Genomic DNA, 22212 nt, shown 5'->3' on the forward strand with positions numbered 1-22212 from the left:
CATGAACGTGTTTCGTTCTTTCATGCCGCTTGTCCTCGCGACCGCCGGGCTCGGTCTGACGGGCTGCGCCGCGACTCATTCCGCATCGCAGTCGTCCGTCGTTCACGGATCGCCATACCTATGCCCGAAGTGCGGGCAGCGGCATTTTGCGTCTCACTCCGCCGAGGTTGCGTCGTCGGCCCAACGAAAGTCGGTTGAGAGTCGGCCCGCGCCGCAACCCCATTTGCAGCAGTCACCGCCTGCGCCGCAATTGCGGTTGCCGCCAACCGCCCCGCCACCGGCATCTCCACTGAAAAACTCATTCGACGCGGCTCTGCCGTCGGGTGGCGCGCCGTCGGTCGCCACGCCACAGTTGTTGCCCGCCGGTCAATCGAGCCGGCCAATGCCGTCGGACGGCGAAGTCGAAATGCAGTTGCGTCAACGCCTGTCGTACATTCGCAATGTAAGGCAAGCCGATCCTCGACGCACCGAGTTGCATTTGGTTGAAGCCGAATTGCTGCGTCGTCTCGGCGACACACGCGGCGAGCTCTTCGCCCTTCAGGCCGCCGTGCTGGCCAATCCTCGATCAGCGGACGTTCAAGCCAAAGCAGGCCGGGGCTTCCTGCGGGCGGGCGACGAGCAACGGGGATTTGCAGCGTTGGGCCGATCGGTGCAGCTTGCGCCATACGACCCCCGCTACGCACACGGCTTGGCGGCTGCGCACCTCTCGGCCGGATCACCCGATTCCGCGATCGTTGTGCTCGAAGCCGCCGCGGCGCGGACGCCCGACCCGTCGATTTCCGTCTCGCTGGGGCGACTGTATGAAGCGCAGCGCGATTGGACCGCGGCCACGGGAGCCTATCGATCGGCATTGCACGGTCGGCCCGGCGACGTTCGGACGACGGTTCGACTGGCCGAGTGCCTCTACCACTCAGGCTCCTACGAACATGCCGTCCAACGCTATCAGCAGGCCGCGCAGGTCGACCGGCGTTGGCTGTCGTTCGCGGAATACTCCCGCTACGGCGATGCCGCGCTCCGCAGCGAACACCTTCAACTTGCCGGCGATGTATTCGACTACATGGCCGAGAACACGCCGCCGATGCGAGAGCTTGAGATATTGCGAGCGCTCGCGGCATTGAGACTTGGCGAATCCTCGCGGGCCGAGCGAATCGCCAGAACAGCCTTGACGCAATGGGAGAATGACGAGCAGCTAAGCCGCGTGCTCGAATTGTCAGGGGCGATCGAACTCACCGCCGCAACAGCCGATACTGTGGCCGAGAGCGATGAGTCCGAGTTCGTGCAAACCGCCGACTATTCTGCACTTCCGCTTTGCAGACCGGTCGTCGAGCCCGATTCCGACGGATCGAACTCTTCATCCACTTCGTCTAGCAGTTCCGACGTATTGACGTCGACCTCGCCGTCGAATTGAGGGACGCCGTCGGGGAAGAGGTCGTACTCGTCACCGTTGTCCAAAATCAATCGGCCACCCTGAATCTGCTCCTCCTGTGGCGCATTCTGGTCGACTTCCATAATCACCTGACCGCCAGCCTTCGTGCCTTCGATATCAAAGATCAGTCGATTCTCGCCACCGAACGTATCGCCGTAGTTAAAGGAGAAACTGGTGACTTCGCCGACGTGTTCGGCGATCACCTCATTCTGCCGCATCTCCTCTTCGACGGCCTGCGACATCACGCCCATGATCGCGTAAAAGCCGCCGCCGCAGCAGATGATCAGACCGAGGGCACCGAGTCCCAAAATCCCGAGAATGATCCCGGCGATCAGGCAACCTTTGCCACCTTTTTTGCGGGGAAGAGGTTCGGGCTGGAACGTGTCTTCATCCATACTCACGGCGCTGTTCCCAGTCGATGGTCTTGGAGATGCTCTCCGAGGGCGACGGCCAAGCGGTCGATCTCGGGCCTATCGTTATACAGGTGGCACGAGACCCGAACAAACCGGCGTCCTCCCCAGTGAACAACCGGCACCTCGATCTTATCCTGCTCCCGCAGCGCGATCTGAAGCGGATCAGGTTTCCAGAAGCTGGCGTCCCGCTCGACCTCCGGCAGCGGCAGCGTGATCATTGACCCGAACATATCGTCATTGCCGTAGAGATTTGCGGGCAGACCGGTGACGTCCTGAATCCGTTGCCGCGCGTAACGTGCCAGCTGATGCGTTTCAGTGCGGAAACGGTCGACGCCATACTCTTCAAGGAATTCGATCGCCGCAGGCACCGCCAGAAACGCGGACGGATCGTGAGTGCCCCACCAGTGGAACTCGTCCTTCCACGACGCCTGCCCGCCACCAACGAGTCGACCACCCCAACTCGCGATCAAAGGTTTGAAACCCTGTTGGTGCTTCCGCCGGACATAGAGGAACCCGGTCCCGAACGGCGCCGAGAGCCACTTGTGGCAACTGGCCGTATAGAAGTCGCAGTCGATCTTCCGCAGCGAGAGCGGCACCATCGCCGGAGCATGCGGACCGTCGACACAGACCTGGATGCCGCGTTCCCGGGCTCGCCGGCAAATTGCTTCGACCGGCAGGATCACCGCCGTGGGCGACGTGACATGGCTGACAACGATCAGCTTCGTCCGGTCGGACACGCGTTCAAACAATGACTCGACAATCTCTGCGTCATCACCCAGCGTTCTCGGCAGCGATGCCACGACGATTCTTCCGCCGGTTTCATCGCAGTGCGATTGCCACATCCGCCGGACGGCACCGTACTCGTGGTTCGTGAGTAATACCTCGTCACCTGCTTCGAGGACCGTATTGCGCAGCACGATGTTCATCGCCACCGTCGCGTTGGGGACGAGAATCAGATCGCGACCCTCGCATCCGACGAACTTCCCGAGCTTGTCGGCCGCGGCTTCGAGTTCGTTCTCGATTCGCCGCACGAAGAAGTCCATCGGTTGCGATTCAAGCTCCCGGGTCCACCGCTCCCGCTCCGCCAGCACAGGCTCCGGCGAAGGCCCGAACGAACCGTGATTGAGGTAGGTCACTCCCTCACGAAGCCGCCACTGATCCCGGATCGCTTTAGAACTCACAGAGGATGCGCTCATGCTATCAATTCATCAGTTCATACAAGCCCAAGCCGCAAACCGTCGGGACACCCGCGAATTCGATACTTAAATTGTCGAAAGATCAGAGAGCAGATATCAGAGCCACACATCGAAACCGTCAAGTGTCTCTCAACCCTCGTCTCTCAACTCTCAACCGCGAGCGCAGCTCGCCCCGCTAACCCTTGTCCCACCGACCCCAACCGCGAAGATAGTCTGCATTACCCACCATCGATCGAACACGAGGCTGACATGACACGGCGGATTGTAGCGGGATTCGGACTGATTCTCTCGGCACTCGTGTCGCCAATAGGCGGGGTCCCGGCCGCAGCCGATGACTGGCCCCAGTGGTTCGGCCCCAATCGCGACGGCATCTGGCGTGAAGCCGGTGTGTCGACCTCATTGCCCGACGACGCTTCCGGCGCCGCCTGGCGGGCACCGGTCAAGGCCGGTTACGCCGCACCCGCCGTCGCCGGGGGCCGGGTCTATCTGATGGATCGCACCACCGACCCGCTCGCCGTCACACCGGATAATCCGTTTCTCCGCGGCGACATCCCCGGCACCGAACGCGTCGTCTGCGTCGATGACGCCACCGGCGAAGAGCTGTGGGTCCATCAATACGATTGTGCCTATACGGTTTCCTATCCTCTCGGTCCGCGGGTGACGCCGACGATCTCGGGCGGCAGAGTTTATTCACTCGGGGCCGAAGGCGACTTTAAGTGTCTCGACGCTGAAACGGGCGAGGTCATCTGGGAGAAGGATTTTAATGACGACTACCAAGCCGATACGCCGATGTGGGGGTTTTCTTCGCACCCGCTTGTCGACGGCAACAAAGTCATCACACACGTCGGCGGCGAAGGCTCCGCCGTCGTCGCATGGAATAAAAACACCGGTGAAGAACTGTGGCGCTCGCTCACCGTCCCCGAAATCGGATACGCCCCGCCGGTTATCTATGAAGCCGGTGGCGTGCGGCAACTCGTTTCCTTCCATGGCGGCGGCGTGAGCGGACTGAATCCCGAAACCGGCGAAGAGTACTGGACCGTTGAAATTGAAGTCCCCTTCGCGATGGCGATCGCGCTGCCGCAGAAGTCGGGCGACAAATTACTCGTCACGCCATATCAGCGGAACACGAAGCTGCTGCAATTCGCGGCCGATACGCCAACGGTGAAGACCGTTTGGACTTCGACCAATCGCACCGGCGTTCACCCGACGATCGCCACGGCCTATATCGTCGGTGATTACGTTTATGGCAACGGCCTCAACGGCTGGTTCCGCTGCTTTAAACTCGCGGATGGCGATCGCGTATGGGAAACACTCGAACCAACCACCGGTGATCGCCCCGAACGCTGGAGCACCGTCTTCCTCACGCCTCACGAACCGAGCGGCAAGTATTTTCTCTATAACGAACACTGCGAATTAATGACTGCCGAGCTGAGCCCGGAAGGTTACAAGGAGCTCGACAGGGTTCAACTCTTAAAACCGACCGCCACCGCCGGCAACCGCGACCTGGTCTGGTCGCATCCCGCCTACGCGAACAAAAGTGTCTATGTACGGAATGACGAGGAGCTGATTAAGGTTTCGCTGGCTGAGTAAGCAAAGACAGCTCGGTTTACTCAGTCACCGTGAACGGCGATCGTTCTGTTTGAGATGAGGGTGAACTTTCTCACCGGCGAATCAGAAAGATGAATGATGAAATCTCAAAACCGGTCAGGGTTATTAACATCGTTCTCACTGATCCTGCTCATCGCCCACGGCTTCGCGGCTGAGGGGGCGGACACTCTCACTCCTTTATTCGTCACTGTCGACATGAACGTCGGCGAGCGGCAGGCCGTCGAGTTGACTGACGGGACGAAAATCGAGATCGAGTTGCTGTCGCTCGACGAGCGGCGAGACCGGATTAGTAATGCCGTCCGCAAAGCCACCGTAAAGGTAAGGCTCGATGATCAGGTAACCGAACTGATCGCCGCTACCTATCACCTCCCGAAGACCGTCGGAGCGGCACAGGTCGATTGTGCGGTCACGCGTGGCTATCGATCCAACAGCCGAAATCGTTCATGGGGTCTTAAGAAAGACGCGAGATTGCGTTTGTGGCCGAAGAATTCGCCTTGGATTCGCGCCGAAACGTTTCGGTATCCCGTCGAGCAAAAGTGGTTCGCCAGCTTAACCCAGATGGCCAATGAGCCGACCTATGTCGATGCAGGCGAGTCGCCGCAGAGAAAAGAAGTTTATTATCACAGCGGCCTTGATATGGGCGGGGTCGAAGGAAAAGTGCCGGTCCACGCGGCGACTGACGGCATCGTGGTTTCTTCCGGTATTAATGTCATGAGAGAACACGAGCGGGGGACCCCGGTCTCGCCGCGGTATGACGTCGTCTATGTGCTCGATCAGCGTGGCTGGTACTACCGCTACAGCCACCTCAAGGAAATTAATGACGCGATCAAGCCGGGGCGGCGGGTCAAGATCGGACAGCGAATCGGCACCCTCGGCAAGGAGGGCGGCAGCGGCGGCTGGTCGCACCTTCATTTTGAAATTAAATCGTGGCAACCGTCAGTGGAATGGGGCACCCAGGCCGGCTATGCGTTTCTCTGGGAGGCGTATCGCCGTCAATTTAATCCCTCGATCATTGCCGTCGCGCGACCACACCACTTCGTCACCGTGGGCGAAGATGTGACGCTCGACGGATCGAAGTCATGGTCGAAGTCGGACGGTCCGCTCTCTCATCAGTGGAATTTCCACGACGGCACATCGTCGACGGAATCATCGGTCGTTCGAAAATACGAAACGCCGGGTAGTTACAGCGAGGTTCTTAAGGTCACCGACAAGGACGGCAGAGTCAGCTACGACTTTGCCGCCGTGCATGTCGTCGATCTCGACCGGCCGGAAGTCTTGCCGCCGACGGTGAATGCGGCATACTGGCCGACATTAGATATCAAGCCGGGCGATCCCGTCGAATTCGCGATCCGCAGTTTTCGTAACAGCACGCCGGGCGAGATGATTAATTTTGGTGATGGAACCGACGTGGTTAAAGTCACCTCCGACGGTAACCGGGAGTCGCTGGCACCCGATGGCTATGCAAGAACAACTCACCGCTATGAACGTCCCGGGGACTATCTGGTCCGTGTCGAAACCGTCAATGAACACGGTCTAAGAGCCATGACGCACCTGCACGTGCGGGTCGAGTCGCCCGAAGACCTGAATTAGTGGATGGCCCGGACGCTACATGTCCGGGTAGCTTAGCGGCGAGAGGTCTTGGGGCGGTGTTGGAATTCTAGGCCGGCGACGTGATGCGGGGCACGTCCCGAGACCTCTTGCGGCTACGCCGCCCGGTTCTGTAGGAACCGGGCCACCCGTGAGTAAACGGAATTTCTAATACGAATATTCCATTCGCGGGACATCATCGGATATGATGGGACTAACGAACATCTCAGGAGTGTGACATGTCACGCATTACCATCGACCGCCCGGAACCAGACAAATTGACGCCTGACGGCAGCGTTGCCGAAGTGGTGGATCGTGAGGGCAAATTGCTCGGCTACTTCGTACCTGCGGGACGCGAAGAGAACCTCCAGCCACAAATCAGCGATGCAGCCTACGAAAGCCGAATCACGGATGGCGGAGGTCGGTCGATGCGTGACGCGATCGACGAACTTCGGGCGAAGTCGTAGTGAAGCATTTCGTCAATTTGCTCCCCGATGCCGAGCGAGAATTAACGGAAATCTGGTTGGCCGCGGACGATCGCGATGCGGTCACGGAGGCGGCGGATCGGATTGAGAAAGCCTTGGCACACGATCCGGCTTCGTTCGGAGAGTCGCGGGGCGACGGCAGTCGAATTTCATTTGCACCTCCGCTGGCCGTGCGCTTTTCTGTGATGGTCGACGATCGCCGTGTTGACTTGGGGCACTTTTGGCAGATTGCCGATCGCTCGCGCTAAATCCCTTGCTGGCGCTGCGGGCATGTTTTTCTTTTATTTTGTCGTGAACCGAATCGCCCTTTGGCCCGTCTTAAGTCGTGTTCCTGCCACGCGACCCCGAAACGAAGGAAAGAGCGATGAGTCAATCGACGATCGATGCTGCCGTCGCCCTGTTTCGGGCGCACGCCGCCATGAATGAAGCGCGAGAGTGCCCCGAATACTCGGGGCAGCCGCGCGAAGGCCCCCGCCTGTGGAGTCCCGGTCATAATGAACCCGGTGCCCCCAAGGCATCGGGTTTTTTCGTGGACGGAAATAGGCGGGAGGAGTCAAGAGACAGGAGTCAGAAGATAGGAGAGAATGGGCCCGGACTGCATGACCGGTATCAACCATCTCTCCTCGCTACTTGCTCCTAGCTCCTCCTGAAATCGGGATTACCGTCGCCAGGCGTCCGGCGGCGCGCGGACCTCTTTAAAAGATCGGTGCCGCGTGTTCCGTGAACGGGTTCTGAACGACGTGACGATAGTCCGCCACAGTGGTTAGCTCACTTGGATAGAGCATCGGTCTTAGAAACCGAGTGTAGCGGGTTCGAATCCTGCACCACGCGCGAGCTGATAACTCGCTGGACAACGAAGCCCCAAGGGAACGGTCGTTTGTGATTGGTCGGGGCGGGCGGTGTTGGTTGCGCTCTCGCGAACGCTGCCGCGGAAGCGGTCGCGGTTCGAGTCGCACCACGCCGCCCGCCCGGCATGTCCGAGCGCCCTGCGGTCGGCGGATGCCGACCGCATTCGCCCGGCGTTAAAGCGGTTGGCAAGATTCATCGGTTCGGGGAGCACGCTCTCCGGCGACGTGAATTTTTAAGATCGTGACGACGCTTGCGCGGATGCCGTCTTAAGTCGACCCCGCGTGACGAGATGTGATCGATCGCGACGACTGTTCCCGGAAGGCGATCAGAATGGCTAGAGGCGAGTGGCTAGAGCCAAGGCTCGCTGCGCTCGTGGTTGAGAGTTAAGACACCAGAGTTGAGAGAAAGGAGTAAGAAAGCTCCCCAATCTCTCATCTTTAAACGATAAACCCTCCCGAAGGGAGAATGACATGTTCAAGTTGATTTATATTCCGGCTGACAAGGTCGGTTTGAAGTTCAAGGACGGTCGGTTCGATCGGTTGATCGAGGCGGGCACGCGATTCGTCTTCAATCCGCTGGGTCGGATTCAGGTGCGGGTCGCGGACCTGCGGGCTCCGCAGCTCTTCAGCGAGCGGCTCGACCAGATCGTGGCGAGCGGTGTGCTCGACGAGCGGGCGGTCGTGCTCGACCTCGCCGACCATGAGCGAGCGCTCGTCTGGATCGACGGCCGGTTCGCGAACGTCCTGCCGGCGGGTCTGTACGCCTTCTGGACCACGCATCGGAAGGTGCGGACCGAGGTCGTCGACACGCGGCAAGTCCGGTTCAACCACCCGGAGATCAACGCGGTACTGCAGAGCCCCGGCGGTCGGGCGGCGCTGCAGGTCGTGATCGTCGAGCGGGAGGAGGCGGGCGTGCTGTTCGTGGATGGCGCATTCGTCGAGACGTTAAAGCCGGGCCGGTACACGTTCTGGAAGGACGCGGCACGGGTGAACGTCGTGCCGGTCGACCTGAAGGAAACGACGGTCGACATTGCCGGTCAGGACATCATGACGGCGGATAAGGTCACGCTGCGGCTCAACGCCCAGTTGACCTACCGGGTAACGGACGCCCGGGCCGCGGTCACGACGGTCGACGACATCGCGCAGACGCTCTACCGGGAGGCGCAGTTGGCGCTCCGGGCGATCGTCGGCGGACGAGATCTCGACGCGTTCCTGGCTGACAAGGAAGCGGTTGCCGCGGAAGCACTGCAGACGGTGCGGAAGCGGGCACAGACCTTCGGTGTGGAAGTCCTCGCCGCGGGTGTGCGGGACGTGATCCTGCCGGGAGAGATGAAGGACCTGATGAACAAGGTCACGGAGGCCAAGAAGGCAGCCGAGGCTCAGCTCATCACCCGGCGGGAGGAGACGGCCGCGCTGCGAAGCCAGGCCAACACGGCGAAGCTGCTGGCCGACAACCCAACGCTCATGCGGCTGCGGGAGTTGGAGGTCCTGGAGCAAATCGCCAGCAAGGCGAACCTGAACGTCGTTCTCGGCGAGCAGGGGCTGGCCGACCGGGTCATGAAGTTGCTGTGACGCTAGGCCCACGGGTTCCGACCCGTGGGCCTTATTTCGTTGATGGCTTGATACGACAATTTAACGATAAGAATTGGCAAACACGCAAAATTTAAAGATATACAAGCCCGACGCGCGAGCGAGGGACTCTTGGTGGGGTCCCTCGCTCGCGCGTCGGGCTTGTGTAAGCGCTTCGTGCTTGTGTGAAATATTAATTCCTCGAATGATCCGTTACGGGTCTTGACGATGGTACGGTTTCGATCGATCGTCAAGAGACGTTGCGTCAACCGGTAGCGACCCGACGATACTTCTGGAGCGCACCCGATCCGCTGACCCTTTCTCCATAAGCCTCGCCCGTGACTGAGCAAGCCCTCCGTCGACGCTTAAAATTCACCTTTATCGGCATGTTATTATTGCTGCCGGTGGTCGGGTTCGGATCTCGTCAGGCGATTCATCACACGCGGATTCATCCGGAAGAATGGCTGCCCGCATCCCATCCTGAGCGCGCCGAGTACCTAAATTTCACCGCGGAATTCGAAGGGCACGACGTCGTCCTGATTAGTTGGGACGGCTGCACATGGGACGACCCCAAGCTCGCCGATCTTCAGTCAGCTTTTGATAAACCCGACGACCCCGAGCGCGCGAAGTACTTTGAAGAGATTATCGATCGGGCGGTCAGCGGATCTTCGTTGATGGACCGGTTGACCGCCGAGCCGCTTAATCTGGAACCGGATGAAGCAGCCGAGCGTCTTAAGGGCAGTTTCATCGGCCCCGACGGCAAGACGAGCTGTCAGCTTGTCGTACTCACACCGGAGGGGAACGAAGATCGGACGCCGTCAATCAATGCGATCATCGAAACGGCGGTCGAGGTCACCGGGCTGTCGCGTGAGGAACTCGTCCTCACCGGGCCGCCGTATTCGGGGAGCGTGATCGACGAAGAGAGCATCTTGAGCGTGCGGGTCTTCGGCGGACTGTCGATTCTCGCGGCGTTTTTGTTATGCCGGGTGTGTGTCGGATCGTGGAAGCTCGCCGGAGTGATCGGCGGGGCGGCACTGTTCAGCCAATTCGTCGCGCTTTCAATCGTGCATTACAGCGGCATCTATATGGATGCCGTTCTAATGGCGTTACCGACGATGGTCTTCGTGCTGACGACCTCCGCAGGCATTCACCTCTCGAATTACTACTTCGCGGCGGTGGCGGAAGGAGATCCCGAACCGGGGGTGACGGCCCTGCGACGCGGCTGGCGACCGGCGCTGCTGGCGACCCTCACAACCGCGATCGGCCTATTCTCGCTGGCGATTAGTGAAGTCCAACCGGTGCGGGCGTTCGGAATTATTGGCGGAACCGGAATTATCATCGGGAGCCTCTTGGTTCTCGCATTGCTACCCGGATTCTTAACGAGGGCGAAGATTAATGTCCGCGAGACGAAAGTCGGCGGTTGGCGTGACCGCTTTCTCGGCGGCATGGCCGATTGGGTCATCGCGGCGGGCCCGGGCATCGCCCTGATGTGTCTGATCGCGATGGTCTGGTCGGGAATGGGGCTTGGGAGCTTGAAGACCGCCGGTGACATTCCCGCATTATTCCGGCCCGATAGCGAGATCATGCGGGACTACCGCTGGTTCGAGAAGAACCTCGGCCCGACGATCCCGCTCGACGTGGTGATTCAGTTCGAGCCGGACGACGAAATGTCTTACGCCCAGCAATTGCAGATTCTCGGGGCGGTGCAAGAGTCGCTCAATGGGATCGAGGGTGCCTCCGGTTTTGTTTCCGCCGCGACATTCGCACCCGATTTAAGCGGCAGCGGGTTCTCGTTGCTCTCGCGCATGCGTCGGCTGAACCAGCGGCTCGACGAGGATACGTCGGAATATATTGACGAGCATCTGCTCGTCGAGCAGGACGGCGTCAAACGCTGGCGAATCTCACTGCGGGCGTCCACATTTAATAACCGCGGTTATCGCGCCATTCTGGAGGAAATCCGGGACCGTACCGAAGCCGTTCTGGGCGAATGGGATGTCGTCGAACGCCCCGATCGGGCCGAGTACGCCGGCATGATGGCGATGATCCAGAAAGTCGAAGCGACGATTCTAGTCGACCTGTTCTGGAGCTTTCTGACAGCGGTAATTCTCGTTTCGATCGTGTTGATGCTCGCGGTGCAAAACGTCTTTCGCGGGGCGATCGCCATGCTGCCCAATATGTTCCCCATCGTGCTGGTCTTCGGCACGATGGGCTGGTTCGACATCGCGATCGACATTGGCGCGATGATGACCGCAAGTATCGCGCTCGGAATCGCGATCGACGACACGATCCACCTGCTGTTCAAGTTTAAAAGCGGATTGCGTGACGGCGGCGAGGTAAACACGGTGCTGCGGCGGTCGATCGTCAGTTGCGGCATCCCGATGGTCATGACCACCGTCGTCTGCGGAATCGGATTCCTTCCGCTCGTACTGAGTGACTTTGTGCCGACGAACCGATTCGGAATCTTAATGTGCGTGCTCTTGGTGACCGCCCTATTCGGCGATCTTGTGTTTCTACCGTCACTATTGGGGCGATGGTCCCGTCGAAAGCCGAAGCAAGACGAGCCGACTGATGCGGAATCCGAAACCAATTCGGCAGCCGAACCCGCTGCGTCATAGCGGCGGACTGCCGTTCGAAAAGCGGACTCTTCCGATTTGCCGCTGTTCCGGTTCCAATCGAACGGACACGAGGTTCGATTGAGCAGGACGAATGCGAATTTTGAGATGGTTGGTCGCTCTGCAACAGAAGCGATCCGCACTGATTGCGACAGCATTGATTCTCTTGGCCGCGATCTGCGGATGTGCCGAGTCCTCGTCGCCTCTCGTCGCGGCAGCGGAGCCGGCTGACAGTTCGGCAAAAGCTGCTCCGGCAGAAGTCTCTGACTCTTCGGAGACATTGAAGACTGGCACGGACGTTCCGGATCCGGATCGACCGGGTCTCGATTGGCCGCAGTTTCTCGGACCGCAGGGAACCGGCATTTCGAAGGAGCAGGGCAACCTTGCCGGGTTCGATCAAGACGGTCCCCCGGTCGCGTGGACGAAAGAGATTGGGGAAGGCTACAGCGCCCCCTCCATCCGCGGACGCCGCCTTGTTGTGCATCACCGAATTCGTAACGAAAACGTCATCGAGTGTCTCGACGCCGTGACGGGCGATTCACTGTGGCGGCACTTCGACCCGACGAACTTTCGCGACCCCTACGGCTACAGCGGCGGCCCGCGCTGCTCTCCGTTGCTGACCGACGAACTCTGTTACACGCTCGGCGCCGGCGGATTGCTGTCCTGCCTGGAACTTAAGACCGGAAACCCCGTTTGGCAGTTGCGATTGCCCGAAAAGTACGACCTGCCTGAAGCCTTTTTCGGAATCGGTTGCACGCCGATTCTGTTCAACGACCTGCTGATCGTACTTGTCGGCGGACAGCCCGATGACGGCGTCGTGGCGTTCGACTCGAAGACCGGCGAGGAGGTCTGGCACGCCGTCGGCAAACCGACGTGGGACGGCGCGGAAACGGAAAGCGGCCAGACATATCGCTGGACCGGTGAGGAGCAGGTCGTTGGCTATTCCTCACCGATCGTGGCGAAAATTCACGGCGAATCCCATCTGCTCTGCCTAATGCGGCAAGGGCTGGTCTCACTTGACCCGAAGACCGGAAAGGAGCGATTCCACTATTGGTTTCGCGCTCGCGTGCATCAGTCGGTCAACGCGGCCCGGCCGGTCGTGATTGGCGACCGCGTTCTGCTGTCTGCCGCGTATCGCACGGGAAGTGCCTTGCTCCAAGTGGCGAATGCTCAAGGTGAGCCGAACGAACTTGATAAAGACTCTTACAACGTCCTCTGGCGAGACCGTCGTAATTTACTCGCGCATTGGACGACACCGATCGCCGTGGGCAACTACGCTTACGGCTTCAGCGGGCGACACGAATCGGAGGGCGAACTGCGTTGCGTCGACCTTAAAACGGGTGACGTCGTCTGGAGCATCGACGGCAGTGAAGATGCCGCGGACGGTGGCGATGACTCCTATTCCTATTTCGGTCGCGGTTCGATGATTTACGTTGAGCCTGAAGATAAATGGATGATCCTCGGCGAGCGCGGGTTATTAACGCTCGCGACTTTATCGCAGGACGGTTACAAAGAACTGGCCCGCACGATGGCTCCCGGAATTTCTTATCCTGCATGGGCCGCGCCGGTGCTCGCACGCGGCCGACTCTATTTAAGAGATAAAGACACCTTGCTGTGCCTGGATTTGAGAGTAGTAAAGGCGGGCGAATGAAGATCAGGTTGTTTGACCTTCGCATCGCGATCATGCTGGCGTGCGGTCCGTTGGCATTCGCGAGAGGTTATTTGCTGGCGAAGTGGGGTGTTTCGATCGTTGACTACGTCTTCCTCGCCGCGACCGCCTCGCTGCTGGTCATGTGGATCATCCGCGACGCCCACACTCGCGGCGAAACCATTTCGCTCGGCACTCAGCAATTCTTATTTTTTCTCCACGTCATCGCCGTCCCCGTGTACTGGATTTGGCACCACGGCTGGCGGGGGCTGGGCGGCGTATTGCTGTTTGTCGCGTTGTACTACGCATTTGGCATTGGTGGCGGCATCTCATATATGGTGATCGCAGAAGTCTCCGGGGCACCGGTCGCATTCTGACTTGAGACTGTGAACCGAACTCCGTCTGCGATGGCGATTGCCGCAATGTGACAACCTCTTAATCGACTCCGGACTCAATACCGGTGTTCGATTCACCACTGTCGCCTCGGGATACGGCTCCGCCCAACAGGTTGCGGCTGAGGCCATCGTCAGCGGACAGCAGTTCTTCGACTGCGGCCTCGACATCTTCAATCAGAAGTGCATCGTCCGCACTTCGCTTGATGCGAACTTGGCAAGCTCGCCGCATTAATTCTTTGATGAAGGATGCCGTCACACCCTCGGTGCGCGTCACAGCACAGTCAATCACTTCATCAGAGATATTCAGCCTCCCCGAATAGAGCCGGACCAGGCGACGCCGGCAATCGGCATCGGGCTTTGGAAATTCAATCGCTTGATCAATTCGTCCCGGACGCGATTTTAGTGCGTCTTCCAACACTTCGGGACGGTTCGTAGTCAACACAAACACAATCTCCGCTTCGGCCGTCAACCCGTCCATTTCGTTCAATAGCTTATTGAGCAACACTTCCTGAAATGCGTGACCCGATTGGTCTCGATCGCGGGCAATCAAGTCGGCTTCTTCGATCACAACCAGTGACGGTGACAGCATCCGGGCCAGCGTCATGTAGTCCGAGAGCAAGCCAACCTGTTCGGCTGAAATAATTAAGGTCGTATGCCGGGGAAGGTGTGTGGCCAGGTAATGAATCGTGTGTGTCTTACCCGTTCCGGGAGGCCCGTGAAACAGCACTCCTTTTTTGCCGCTGAATCCCGCCTCCCGCAGCGCCGATCGGCTCTGGACGAACTCGACAATATTGCGATCGAGCTGCCGCAACGTCCGTTCGGGCAGAATGACGTCCTCACGTTCGGTCGGCCGAAGTCGATGCACCCGAATGCCGACGGCCTCACCGGTATAAGAGTCTTTCGATTCCAGTGATATGATTTTCCCACGATAGCAGGTCGACTGATGGACGGCCTGCTTCAAGCAGTTTAAGAAATGATTTGCAGTTCGCTCGCCCTCTTCGGTCGGTGGCACCGCAATTTGCACTTTGACCTGAATTTCGCATCCATGTCGCGGAGGCGGAGTGATTAGCAGCACGAACGGCGTCGCGCCCTGACGAAAAAGATATAACCCGCGACGCGGGCAGGAGACCGGCGTTTCTTCGCCGATATCAATATCTTCAAAGGACGCCGGAAACGTCGTGGCCGGATCGTACCGATCTTCTGACATTACATCAGTCAGCGTTATCGTTTCATGGGAATGTCGGGTCTTAACGTCTGTCAATTGGACGAGCTCGATATCACCAGTTGCGAATTGATCGATGCCTCGTTGCAAATCCGCTCGGACCCTTGGCGGAAACGCCCGGCTGTGAATGATCAGATCATCGACCTCGTGCGTATCGAAATGGCTTCGCAGCAATTGATGGGTCTGACGCTCGCGAGTCCGTCGTTTCCGACCGTTGCTACTTTCCAACAGGTGATAAAGGTCGTCGGCCAAAGCGCGCTCGGCTTGAGCATCCGTGAGTCGTCTGAGTCGCTCCATGAGGTCCGCTCGCAGCCGCCGCGCTGAATTGTCCGCCGGATCTAGCCGCAACGCCTCACCAATCGCAGCAACGGCTTCATCGAGACGACCGGCCCGCGAACAAGTCTCCGCGAGATTTTTGAGATAGGTACTGCGATCGTCGCCGTGATCGGCAGCTCGCTGAAATTCGTCGGCGGCAAGGTCATGCAGGTTTAGGTCCAGATAAACGCGGGCACGGTTTTGGGCAAGCGTCTGGACTTCGTAATCCAACTCTTCGGCGACTATAAAGTCAGCGAGGGCCTCGTCGTGTCGCCCCAACTGCCCCCGCGTATAGCCGCGCCACAGATGCAGACCGCCGTTGGTCGCTTCACACGCAATGGCTTTCGACAAATCGGCCTCAGCTTCGTCGAAGAGGCCGAGCGATGAAAGAGCGATCCCGCGATCTCCATAGAGCGTCGCGTCGTCCGCTTGAATTTGAAGGCAGGTATTGAAGTCATCCAGCGCGGCCCGTCGCCGACCGAGGTTCATCAAGTATCGGCCGCGACAACGCAGGGCCGACGCGTTTTCGGGGTCGGTCGCCAAGAGCTCCGTCAGGACGGCGACGGCTTGGTCGTTCCGTCCGGCGTCGGCGAATGTTTCCGCACGCTCAAAGATCGTTTCGGGTCGGAGGACTTCGTCTTTGGTTTCGGGCATAAGCTGTCATCGAGCCGTGTTTGCCGGCGACGCGAAGAAGGGTCGCAATGCCGCTTTGGACACAGGAATCGTATTCAGGTTCGCCAATAAAGCACCGTCCCGCAACGCACATCCCACTCGCTAGGCCCGCACAGTTTTGACAGAGGCCCGCCCCTGTTACGATCCCATCCACATCGGTTGATCAATAGCAAATCCCAGGCGAGCCGGGAGCGTCAGCGACCGGAGTCCCGCGGGTTGTCCCCCGCTCCTCGCCAATCCGAATCTGTGAGCGCGTTCTATGAGTACTTCCGAATCCCACGGCAACATCGAATCGCACCTCCACGAAACCCGGCATTTTGCGCCACCTGAGGAATTCGCTCGTCAGGCGAATATCGGCAGTGAGGAGCAGTATCAGGCGATGTGCACGCGGGCGGCCGAGGATCCCGCGGGCTTCTGGGGAGAAATCGCGCTCGACAATCTGACGTGGTCGAAGCCGTTCGATTCGGCCATGCAGGGGGACATGCCCGACACAAAGTGGTTCGTCGGCGGCGAGATCAACGCCTCGGTCCAGTGCCTCGATCGGCACCTGACGACATGGCGGAAGAACAAAGCGGCGATCATCTGGGAAGGGGAACCGGGCGACAAGCGGGTGCTGACCTATCAGGAATTGCACCGGCAGGTCTGCAAGTTTTCCAACGTGCTGAAGCAACTCGGGGTCGGCAAAGGCGACCGCGTGACGCTTTACATGCCGATGATCCCCGAACTGGCGATCGCGATGCTCGCCTGCGCCCGTGTCGGGGCGACCCACTCGATCATCTTTGGGGGATTCAGTGCCGACGCCGTCGCCGAGCGAAATAACGACGCGCAGGCGAAGCTGGTCATCACCGCCGACGGCGGCTGGCGACGCGGCTCGGAGATTCTGCTCAAGAAAGCTGTCGACGAAAGCTTGGACAAATCGCCGACCATCGAGAAGGTCGTGGTCGTCAAACGGATTAATTACCCGCACGTCAAAATGGTGCCCGACCGTGATTATTGGTGGCACGACTTAATGGAAGGCCAGCCGGGCGAATTCGAAGCCGAGCCGGTCGATAGCGAACATCCGCTGTTCATCCTCTATACATCCGGCTCGACTGGTAAACCTAAGGGCGTGCAGCATTCGACTGCCGGCTACATGCTCGGCGCGATGATGACCACCAAATGGACCTTCGATATTAAAGAAGAGGACACGTATTGGTGCACTGCCGACATCGGCTGGATCACGGGGCACAGCTACATCGTTTACGGACCGCTCGCCAATGGCGCGACGACCTTAATGTACGAGGGCGCCCCCAACTGGCCCGATGAAGGCCGCTTCTGGTCGATCGTTGAAGCTTATAAAGTTAACACGTTCTATACGGCTCCGACGGCGATCCGTGCCTTCATTAAATGGGGCGATCAATGGCCGAAACAGCATGACCTGTCGAGCCTTCGCCTGCTCGGCACCGTGGGGGAGCCGATCAATCCGCAGGCGTGGATGTGGTACCACGAGGTCATCGGCGACGAAAAATGCCCGATCGTCGACACCTGGTGGCAGACCGAAACCGGCGGGCACATGCTCGCGCCGCTGCCGGGGATTCAAACAACGACACCGGGCAGTTGCACCCGCCCGCTGCCCGGCGTTGTGGCCGACGTCGTCGACGAACAGGGCAATTCGCTCGGCCCGAACGAAGGCGGGCTGCTCGTGATCAAACAGCCGTGGCCGCACATGCTGCGGACTTTGTGGAACGATCACGACCGATTCCTGGACACCTATTTCAGCAAGCTGCCGGGGATGTACTTCGCCGGTGACGGCGCAAGAAAAGACGAAGACGGCAACTTCTGGGTGATGGGGCGGGTCGACGACGTGCTCAACGTTTCCGGACACCGCCTCAGCACGATGGAAGTCGAAAGCGCGCTCGTCTCACACGACGACGTGGCCGAGGCCGCCGTGGTCGGCTTCCCGCACGAACTTAAAGGCGAGGGCATCTGCTGCTTCGTCACCTTAAAAGGCGATGCGGCCGCCCCGGCGGCGCTGGAAGACGAATTAAAGAAACACGTCCGCTCGCAGATCGGTGCGATCGCCACGCCCGATCAGATCCGCTTCACCGTCGCAGTGCCCAAGACCCGCAGTGGCAAAATCATGCGTCGTCTTCTCAGAGACATCGCCGCCGGCCGAGAAACCGTCGGCGACACGACCACGCTGGAAGATTACAGCGTGCTGATGAAACTACGCGGCGGAGAAGAGAAGGAAGGGTGAGGTGCGAACCTCACCCCTGATCCGAGTTTTTCGGCAGCGCTTCGTAGGAATTGGCAGGCGTTTTGCGTCTGAAAGCGGCCAAAGATGACAGAAATTTGTGCTAGAAGCGATTTCAATACCAGCCAGAGGCGCAAGCCGATGGCCGATCAACCAGCGATTTCCCCGACGGCTTGCGCCTTGTATGTTGGGCGATTTGATACCGCTTCTAGAATGCCGGTGTTTCGCTCTTAAATTGAATTCCCTTTTTGCCCGCTTGCTCCAGCGTATTGCGGTAGAGCTCGACATCAATCACCGGCGTTGCGTCTTTGCGCTTCGCCAGCTCTGACTCGATAAATTTCTGGCGTTTCTCACCGAGCTCGCGAATTCTCTTTCGAAGCTCTTTCCGCTTTTCATAGCGAACTTTTAACTCTTTCTCGAGTTGTTCCTTTGGCAGCTTGCGAAGGTCTTCCGGCAGCTGCTTCGCATCGATTTCTGAGAGTTTCAAGCCGTCTTCATTGAAGGCGTGTACGAGTTCGTTGGCCGCTCCGTTGAGGAAATTGCTTCCGCCGCTCACGTCGGAATTAAACAGTGCCCGCCGCGCTGACAGGCGAGTCCATGCCTTCGAATCAAGCTTACTTTCAGCCGCCTGCTTCTTAATGCTCTTAATGCCGCTCATTTCATTTCGCTCCGTCTGAGCGGCCAATTGCTCCGAGGTCCCGTAATACAGTCGAGTGCCATCCAGCTTTTCAGAGAGTTCGGAGATTTGCTTGTCGAAGGGTGTCGAAGAAACGACGTGCCCACCCGACTGGTCGATCTGCACGTAACGGCCTTCGCTGAGATCGGCGATCTCCTGCCAGATCGGCGTGGTCGTCGACATTTGGCCGCACTGAATCGTGTTAATGATCAGGTCACTGCGGACGGCCGCTTCGCAGGTCCGCTTGTAATGTGTATCGTCTTTATAATCGAGATGGGGCGGGGCGTCGCCGACGAGGTAGATGACCTTGTAAGTCGTCTCGTCATTGCTCCACTTCATGCTGCCGACCGCTTCGGACAGGGCCTGGTTGACGCTTTCGGGCGTGTCTCCGCCGCCGCCGGCCTGCAAGGCCATCAGGTTCGCGTACACCTCGTCGAGGTCATCGGTCAGCGGGGTGACCTTCGTCACGAATTCATCTCCCCGATCGCGATACCCGACGAGCCCCATTTTGATTTCAGGGGCCGGTCGCGCTTGCGCGAAGCTGTTGGCGATCGCCCAAATCTTTTCTTTCGCAGCCGCGATCAGGCCGCTCATGCTGCCGGTCGAATCAAGCACGAAGACCACTTCGATCCGAGGTCGCGGTTGCCGGGAAGCCTCGACCGGTGACCGCATCGCGTCGTCTGTTTGTGCATGGGCATGATCGGCGAGCGTCATGACCGCCGCAGCAATCACGGCTGCAACAGTCGCTGCCGCAAAAATCAGAGCGGAGCGGATTGCCGGTTGCGTTACTCGCATGACTTGTCGTCCTTTGTGGGTCCCAGAACAAATAGTGCGTCTCGCAATAGACATCGCGGATGGTCGCATTCGTCACATTGGACGCGACGGAGCCAAATCCAGTTCCCTCCGATACGCCATATATCCCTGCGAATCGCCGCTTCGAAGACATCCGCAACCAAGACGGCTCGAAAGAGCTTCCCCGACTAGAGACGGCGTCAATGCCGATATTACGGAGAAGTACCGAGTTCTAACGCAAGTACTTTCGCGGCTTCTGGATAAATCGTTGTTGATTTTTTTTCTCGGCTCCGGTAGTCTTTCTTCAACGGCGTGGCTAGGCGGCTGCACCTTTGGCAGTCGGGCCGACGCCGTTTTTTCTTTACTGATTGGAAGTAGACTGCAATGGCTGAAGGCACGATCAAGAAGCTGACTGACAAGGGATTTGGATTTATCGACACTGGGGGAGGCAAGGATTTGTTCTTCCACATGTCGAGCCTCGAAGGAGTTCGCTTCGAGGAGCTGTACGAAGGGCAAAGCGTTTCCTTCAATCAAGGCCAAGGGCCGAAGGGTCCGCGAGCTGAGAACGTCAAGCCTGTCTAAGACAGAACTTGTATCGGGCCGGTGCGGGAACGGATCCTCACCGGCCTTTTCGTTGCGCGTCGCGTGAAATCGACGCGGAAAATGTCGCGATTTCGCCGTCGGTCCCGAACGCAGGGGCGGACGGCCGTTTTGATGGGAGGTATGTATGTTTCGATGCGATAAATGTGGCTCCGTGGCCCAGGCCGGCGAAGCTGCCCATAAGGTGATCGTTCAACAACGCGAACGGGAATATGACGAGCGATCCAAGGAGGTCCCGACGGGACGTTCCGGTCGCCACCGAACCCGCGTCGAAGACCGCGGCGGAGCGGGCAAAGAGATCGTCCGTGAAATGACGATGTGTTCGAGCTGCGCTGTTGAGTACGAATAGCAGCGGTCGGGTCATACGAATTGCTGAGGCGGCGTCTCCAGACGCCGCTTTTTTCTTGCGCCGATTCCATTCCGGACGTCGCTCCGATTATGCTCAAGCAGTCGTTGATGTATCGAAATGCCGGTCGCCGAAAGATCGCTGGAAGAACCGAGGAGCTTGTGCCATGAATCGCCGTCATTTTCTGGGTCACTCGGCCGCGGCCGCGACATCGATCAGCCTGCTGCAGGCCGGGGCCTACGCGGGTGAGCCATCAGAGCCTAAGAAAGTAGGCCTGATCGGCTGCGGCTGGTACGGCAAGAACGACCTGTTCCGGCTGCTTGAGGTCGAGGACGTCAACGTGATCGCCCTGTGTGACGTCGACTCGCAGATGCTCGCCGAGGCCGGAGATATGACGGCCGAGCGGCAAAAGTCGGGAGCCGTCCCTCAGCTCTACGGCGACTATCGCAAGATGCTCGCGGAGCACCAGTTCGACATCGTGCTGATCGGCACTCCCGACCATTGGCATGCCCTGAACATGATCGCTGCCGTCGAAGCGGGAGCCGACGTCTACTGCCAAAAGCCGATCAGCGTGGACATCGTCGAAGGACAGGCGATGGTGGATGCCGCTCGTCGGACAAACCGCGTCGTGCAGGTCGGAACGCAGCGACGGAGTACTCCTCACCTCGTGGAAGCTCGCGACAAAGTCATTCAACCCGGCTTGCTCGGGAAGATCGGCTACGCGGAAATTTGCTGCTATTACCACATGGGGATGAAGAAGAACCCGGCTCCTACGCCGCCGCCGGAATCACTTGATTACGAAATGTGGACCGGCCCGGCTCCGATGAAGCCCTACATCCCCGGAACGCATCCCGGGCAATGGCGATCGTTCCAGCAATACGGAAACGGGATCGTCGGAGACATGTGCATTCACATGCTCGACATGGTCCGCTGGATGTGCGATCTCGGCTGGCCCACGCAGGTCTCCTCCACGGGCGGGATCCTCGTCCGAACCGACTCGGCGGCGAACATCCCCGACACGCAAACGGCCACGTTCGAGTTCAATGAATTTCCGGTCACGTGGACACATCGAACTTGGGGCCGCGCCCCCGATCCCGAATATCCCTGGGCGGCATTCCTCTACGGGGACAAAGGCACGCTCAAAGTCAGCGTGACGAAATGGGAATTCATCCCGTGGGGTAAAGGGCCCACGCTCAGTGGTGAGCCCGCACCTTGGGATCCGTCGAGAAACTCGCTTCAGAAAAATGAAAGTCGATTGGAAAAGCACGTCATCCGAGCCAATCAAGAACATCAGCGAGACTTTCTGCGGGCCATCGAAGACCGCTCCCGTCCCGTGGCCGATATCGAGCAGGGACACATTTCGACGGCCAGTTGCGTCCTCGCCAATATGTCACTCGAACTGGGACGCTCCCTCCGTTGGGACGCGGTGGCTGGGCAGGTCATTGGGGATGATGAAGCCAACCGAAAACTGGCCCGTCCTTACCGCTCACCCTGGAAACACCCGACGCTGTCCGAGACGACATCGTAAACCCCGGACGACGCCGCCCCGAACTTGCATTGGGTCGAACG

General features: G+C 59.1%; 17 protein-coding genes and 1 tRNA gene. 14 read left to right on the top strand and 4 right to left on the bottom strand.

Annotation, left to right across the window (positions count from 1 at the left end; translation table 11 throughout):
* Position 1 precedes the first annotated feature (1 nt).
* Positions 2–1408, top strand: coding sequence for a tetratricopeptide repeat protein (locus Pan189_RS16355; RefSeq protein WP_145365085.1), 1407 nt, complete (start codon positions 2–4; stop codon positions 1406–1408).
* Here Pan189_RS16355 and Pan189_RS16360 read toward each other — a convergent pair.
* Positions 1291–1827, bottom strand: coding sequence for a hypothetical protein (locus tag Pan189_RS16360; protein ID WP_145365087.1), 537 nt, complete (start codon positions 1825–1827; stop codon positions 1291–1293). The genes Pan189_RS16355 and Pan189_RS16360 overlap by 118 nt on opposite strands.
* On the bottom strand, positions 1824–3035 hold the full coding sequence (locus Pan189_RS16365; RefSeq protein WP_145365089.1) for an aminotransferase class V-fold PLP-dependent enzyme: 1212 nt from the start codon (positions 3033–3035) through the stop codon (positions 1824–1826). Before Pan189_RS16365 ends, Pan189_RS16360 begins: the two co-directional genes overlap by 4 nt.
* 249 nt (positions 3036–3284) lie before the next feature.
* Here Pan189_RS16365 and Pan189_RS16370 point away from each other — a divergent pair, with 249 nt between their 5' ends.
* The 9 genes from Pan189_RS16370 (at position 3285) to Pan189_RS16410 (ending at position 13769) form a co-directional block, all read left to right on the top strand.
* On the top strand, positions 3285–4625 hold the full coding sequence (locus tag Pan189_RS16370) for a PQQ-binding-like beta-propeller repeat protein (RefSeq protein ID WP_145365091.1): 1341 nt from the start codon (positions 3285–3287) through the stop codon (positions 4623–4625).
* A 96-nt stretch (positions 4626–4721) separates the two neighbouring features.
* A complete protein-coding gene (locus tag Pan189_RS16375; RefSeq protein WP_310820634.1) occupies positions 4722–6233 on the top strand; it encodes a PKD domain-containing protein in 1512 nt (503 codons plus the stop codon).
* A 236-nt stretch (positions 6234–6469) separates the two neighbouring features.
* Positions 6470–6697, top strand: coding sequence for a hypothetical protein (locus tag Pan189_RS16380; protein WP_145365095.1), 228 nt, complete (start codon positions 6470–6472; stop codon positions 6695–6697).
* The gene (locus tag Pan189_RS16385) at positions 6697–6963 is read left to right on the top strand and encodes a hypothetical protein (protein WP_145365097.1); all 267 of its coding nucleotides are present in this window, start codon (positions 6697–6699) and stop codon (positions 6961–6963) included. Before Pan189_RS16380 ends, Pan189_RS16385 begins: the two co-directional genes overlap by 1 nt.
* 511 nt (positions 6964–7474) lie before the next feature.
* A tRNA-Leu gene (locus tag Pan189_RS16390) sits at positions 7475–7546 on the top strand.
* A gap of 488 nt (positions 7547–8034) precedes the next feature.
* Entirely contained in the window at positions 8035–9135 is a 1101-nt protein-coding gene (locus tag Pan189_RS16395) for a slipin family protein (protein WP_145365098.1), read from the top strand.
* A 335-nt stretch (positions 9136–9470) separates the two neighbouring features.
* Positions 9471–11747, top strand: coding sequence for an efflux RND transporter permease subunit (locus tag Pan189_RS16400; protein WP_145365100.1), 2277 nt, complete (start codon positions 9471–9473; stop codon positions 11745–11747).
* A gap of 91 nt (positions 11748–11838) precedes the next feature.
* Complete coding sequence (locus tag Pan189_RS16405) at positions 11839–13395, top strand: outer membrane protein assembly factor BamB family protein (RefSeq protein WP_145365102.1); 1557 nt, start codon at positions 11839–11841, stop codon at positions 13393–13395.
* Entirely contained in the window at positions 13392–13769 is a 378-nt protein-coding gene (locus tag Pan189_RS16410; RefSeq protein ID WP_145365104.1) for a hypothetical protein, read from the top strand. The genes Pan189_RS16405 and Pan189_RS16410 overlap by 4 nt, the downstream gene beginning before the upstream one ends.
* A 58-nt stretch (positions 13770–13827) precedes the next feature.
* Here Pan189_RS16410 and Pan189_RS16415 read toward each other — a convergent pair whose 3' ends face one another.
* On the bottom strand, positions 13828–15978 hold the full coding sequence (locus Pan189_RS16415; protein ID WP_145365106.1) for an AAA family ATPase: 2151 nt from the start codon (positions 15976–15978) through the stop codon (positions 13828–13830).
* Positions 15979–16255: 277 nt separating this feature from the next.
* Here Pan189_RS16415 and acs point away from each other — a divergent pair, with 277 nt between their 5' ends.
* Complete coding sequence (acs, locus tag Pan189_RS16420) at positions 16256–18232, top strand: acetate--CoA ligase (RefSeq protein WP_145365108.1); 1977 nt, start codon at positions 16256–16258, stop codon at positions 18230–18232.
* 205 nt (positions 18233–18437) lie between these two features.
* Here the strand turns inward: acs and Pan189_RS16425 are convergent, their stop codons facing one another.
* A complete protein-coding gene (locus Pan189_RS16425) occupies positions 18438–19700 on the bottom strand; it encodes a vWA domain-containing protein (protein WP_310820636.1) in 1263 nt (420 codons plus the stop codon).
* A gap of 381 nt (positions 19701–20081) precedes the next feature.
* Between Pan189_RS16425 and Pan189_RS16430 the strand changes: the two genes are divergently transcribed.
* The 3 genes from Pan189_RS16430 (at position 20082) to Pan189_RS16440 (ending at position 22171) form a co-directional block, all read left to right on the top strand.
* On the top strand, positions 20082–20279 hold the full coding sequence (locus Pan189_RS16430) for a cold-shock protein (protein WP_145365112.1): 198 nt from the start codon (positions 20082–20084) through the stop codon (positions 20277–20279).
* A gap of 145 nt (positions 20280–20424) precedes the next feature.
* Entirely contained in the window at positions 20425–20646 is a 222-nt protein-coding gene (locus Pan189_RS16435) for a hypothetical protein (protein ID WP_145365114.1), read from the top strand.
* Between the two features lie 163 nt (positions 20647–20809).
* Complete coding sequence (locus Pan189_RS16440) at positions 20810–22171, top strand: Gfo/Idh/MocA family protein (RefSeq protein WP_145365116.1); 1362 nt, start codon at positions 20810–20812, stop codon at positions 22169–22171.
* Positions 22172–22212: the final 41 nt, after the last annotated feature.

Source organism: Stratiformator vulcanicus (assembly GCF_007744515.1).
Lineage (GTDB): Bacteria > Planctomycetota > Planctomycetia > Planctomycetales > Planctomycetaceae > Stratiformator > Stratiformator vulcanicus.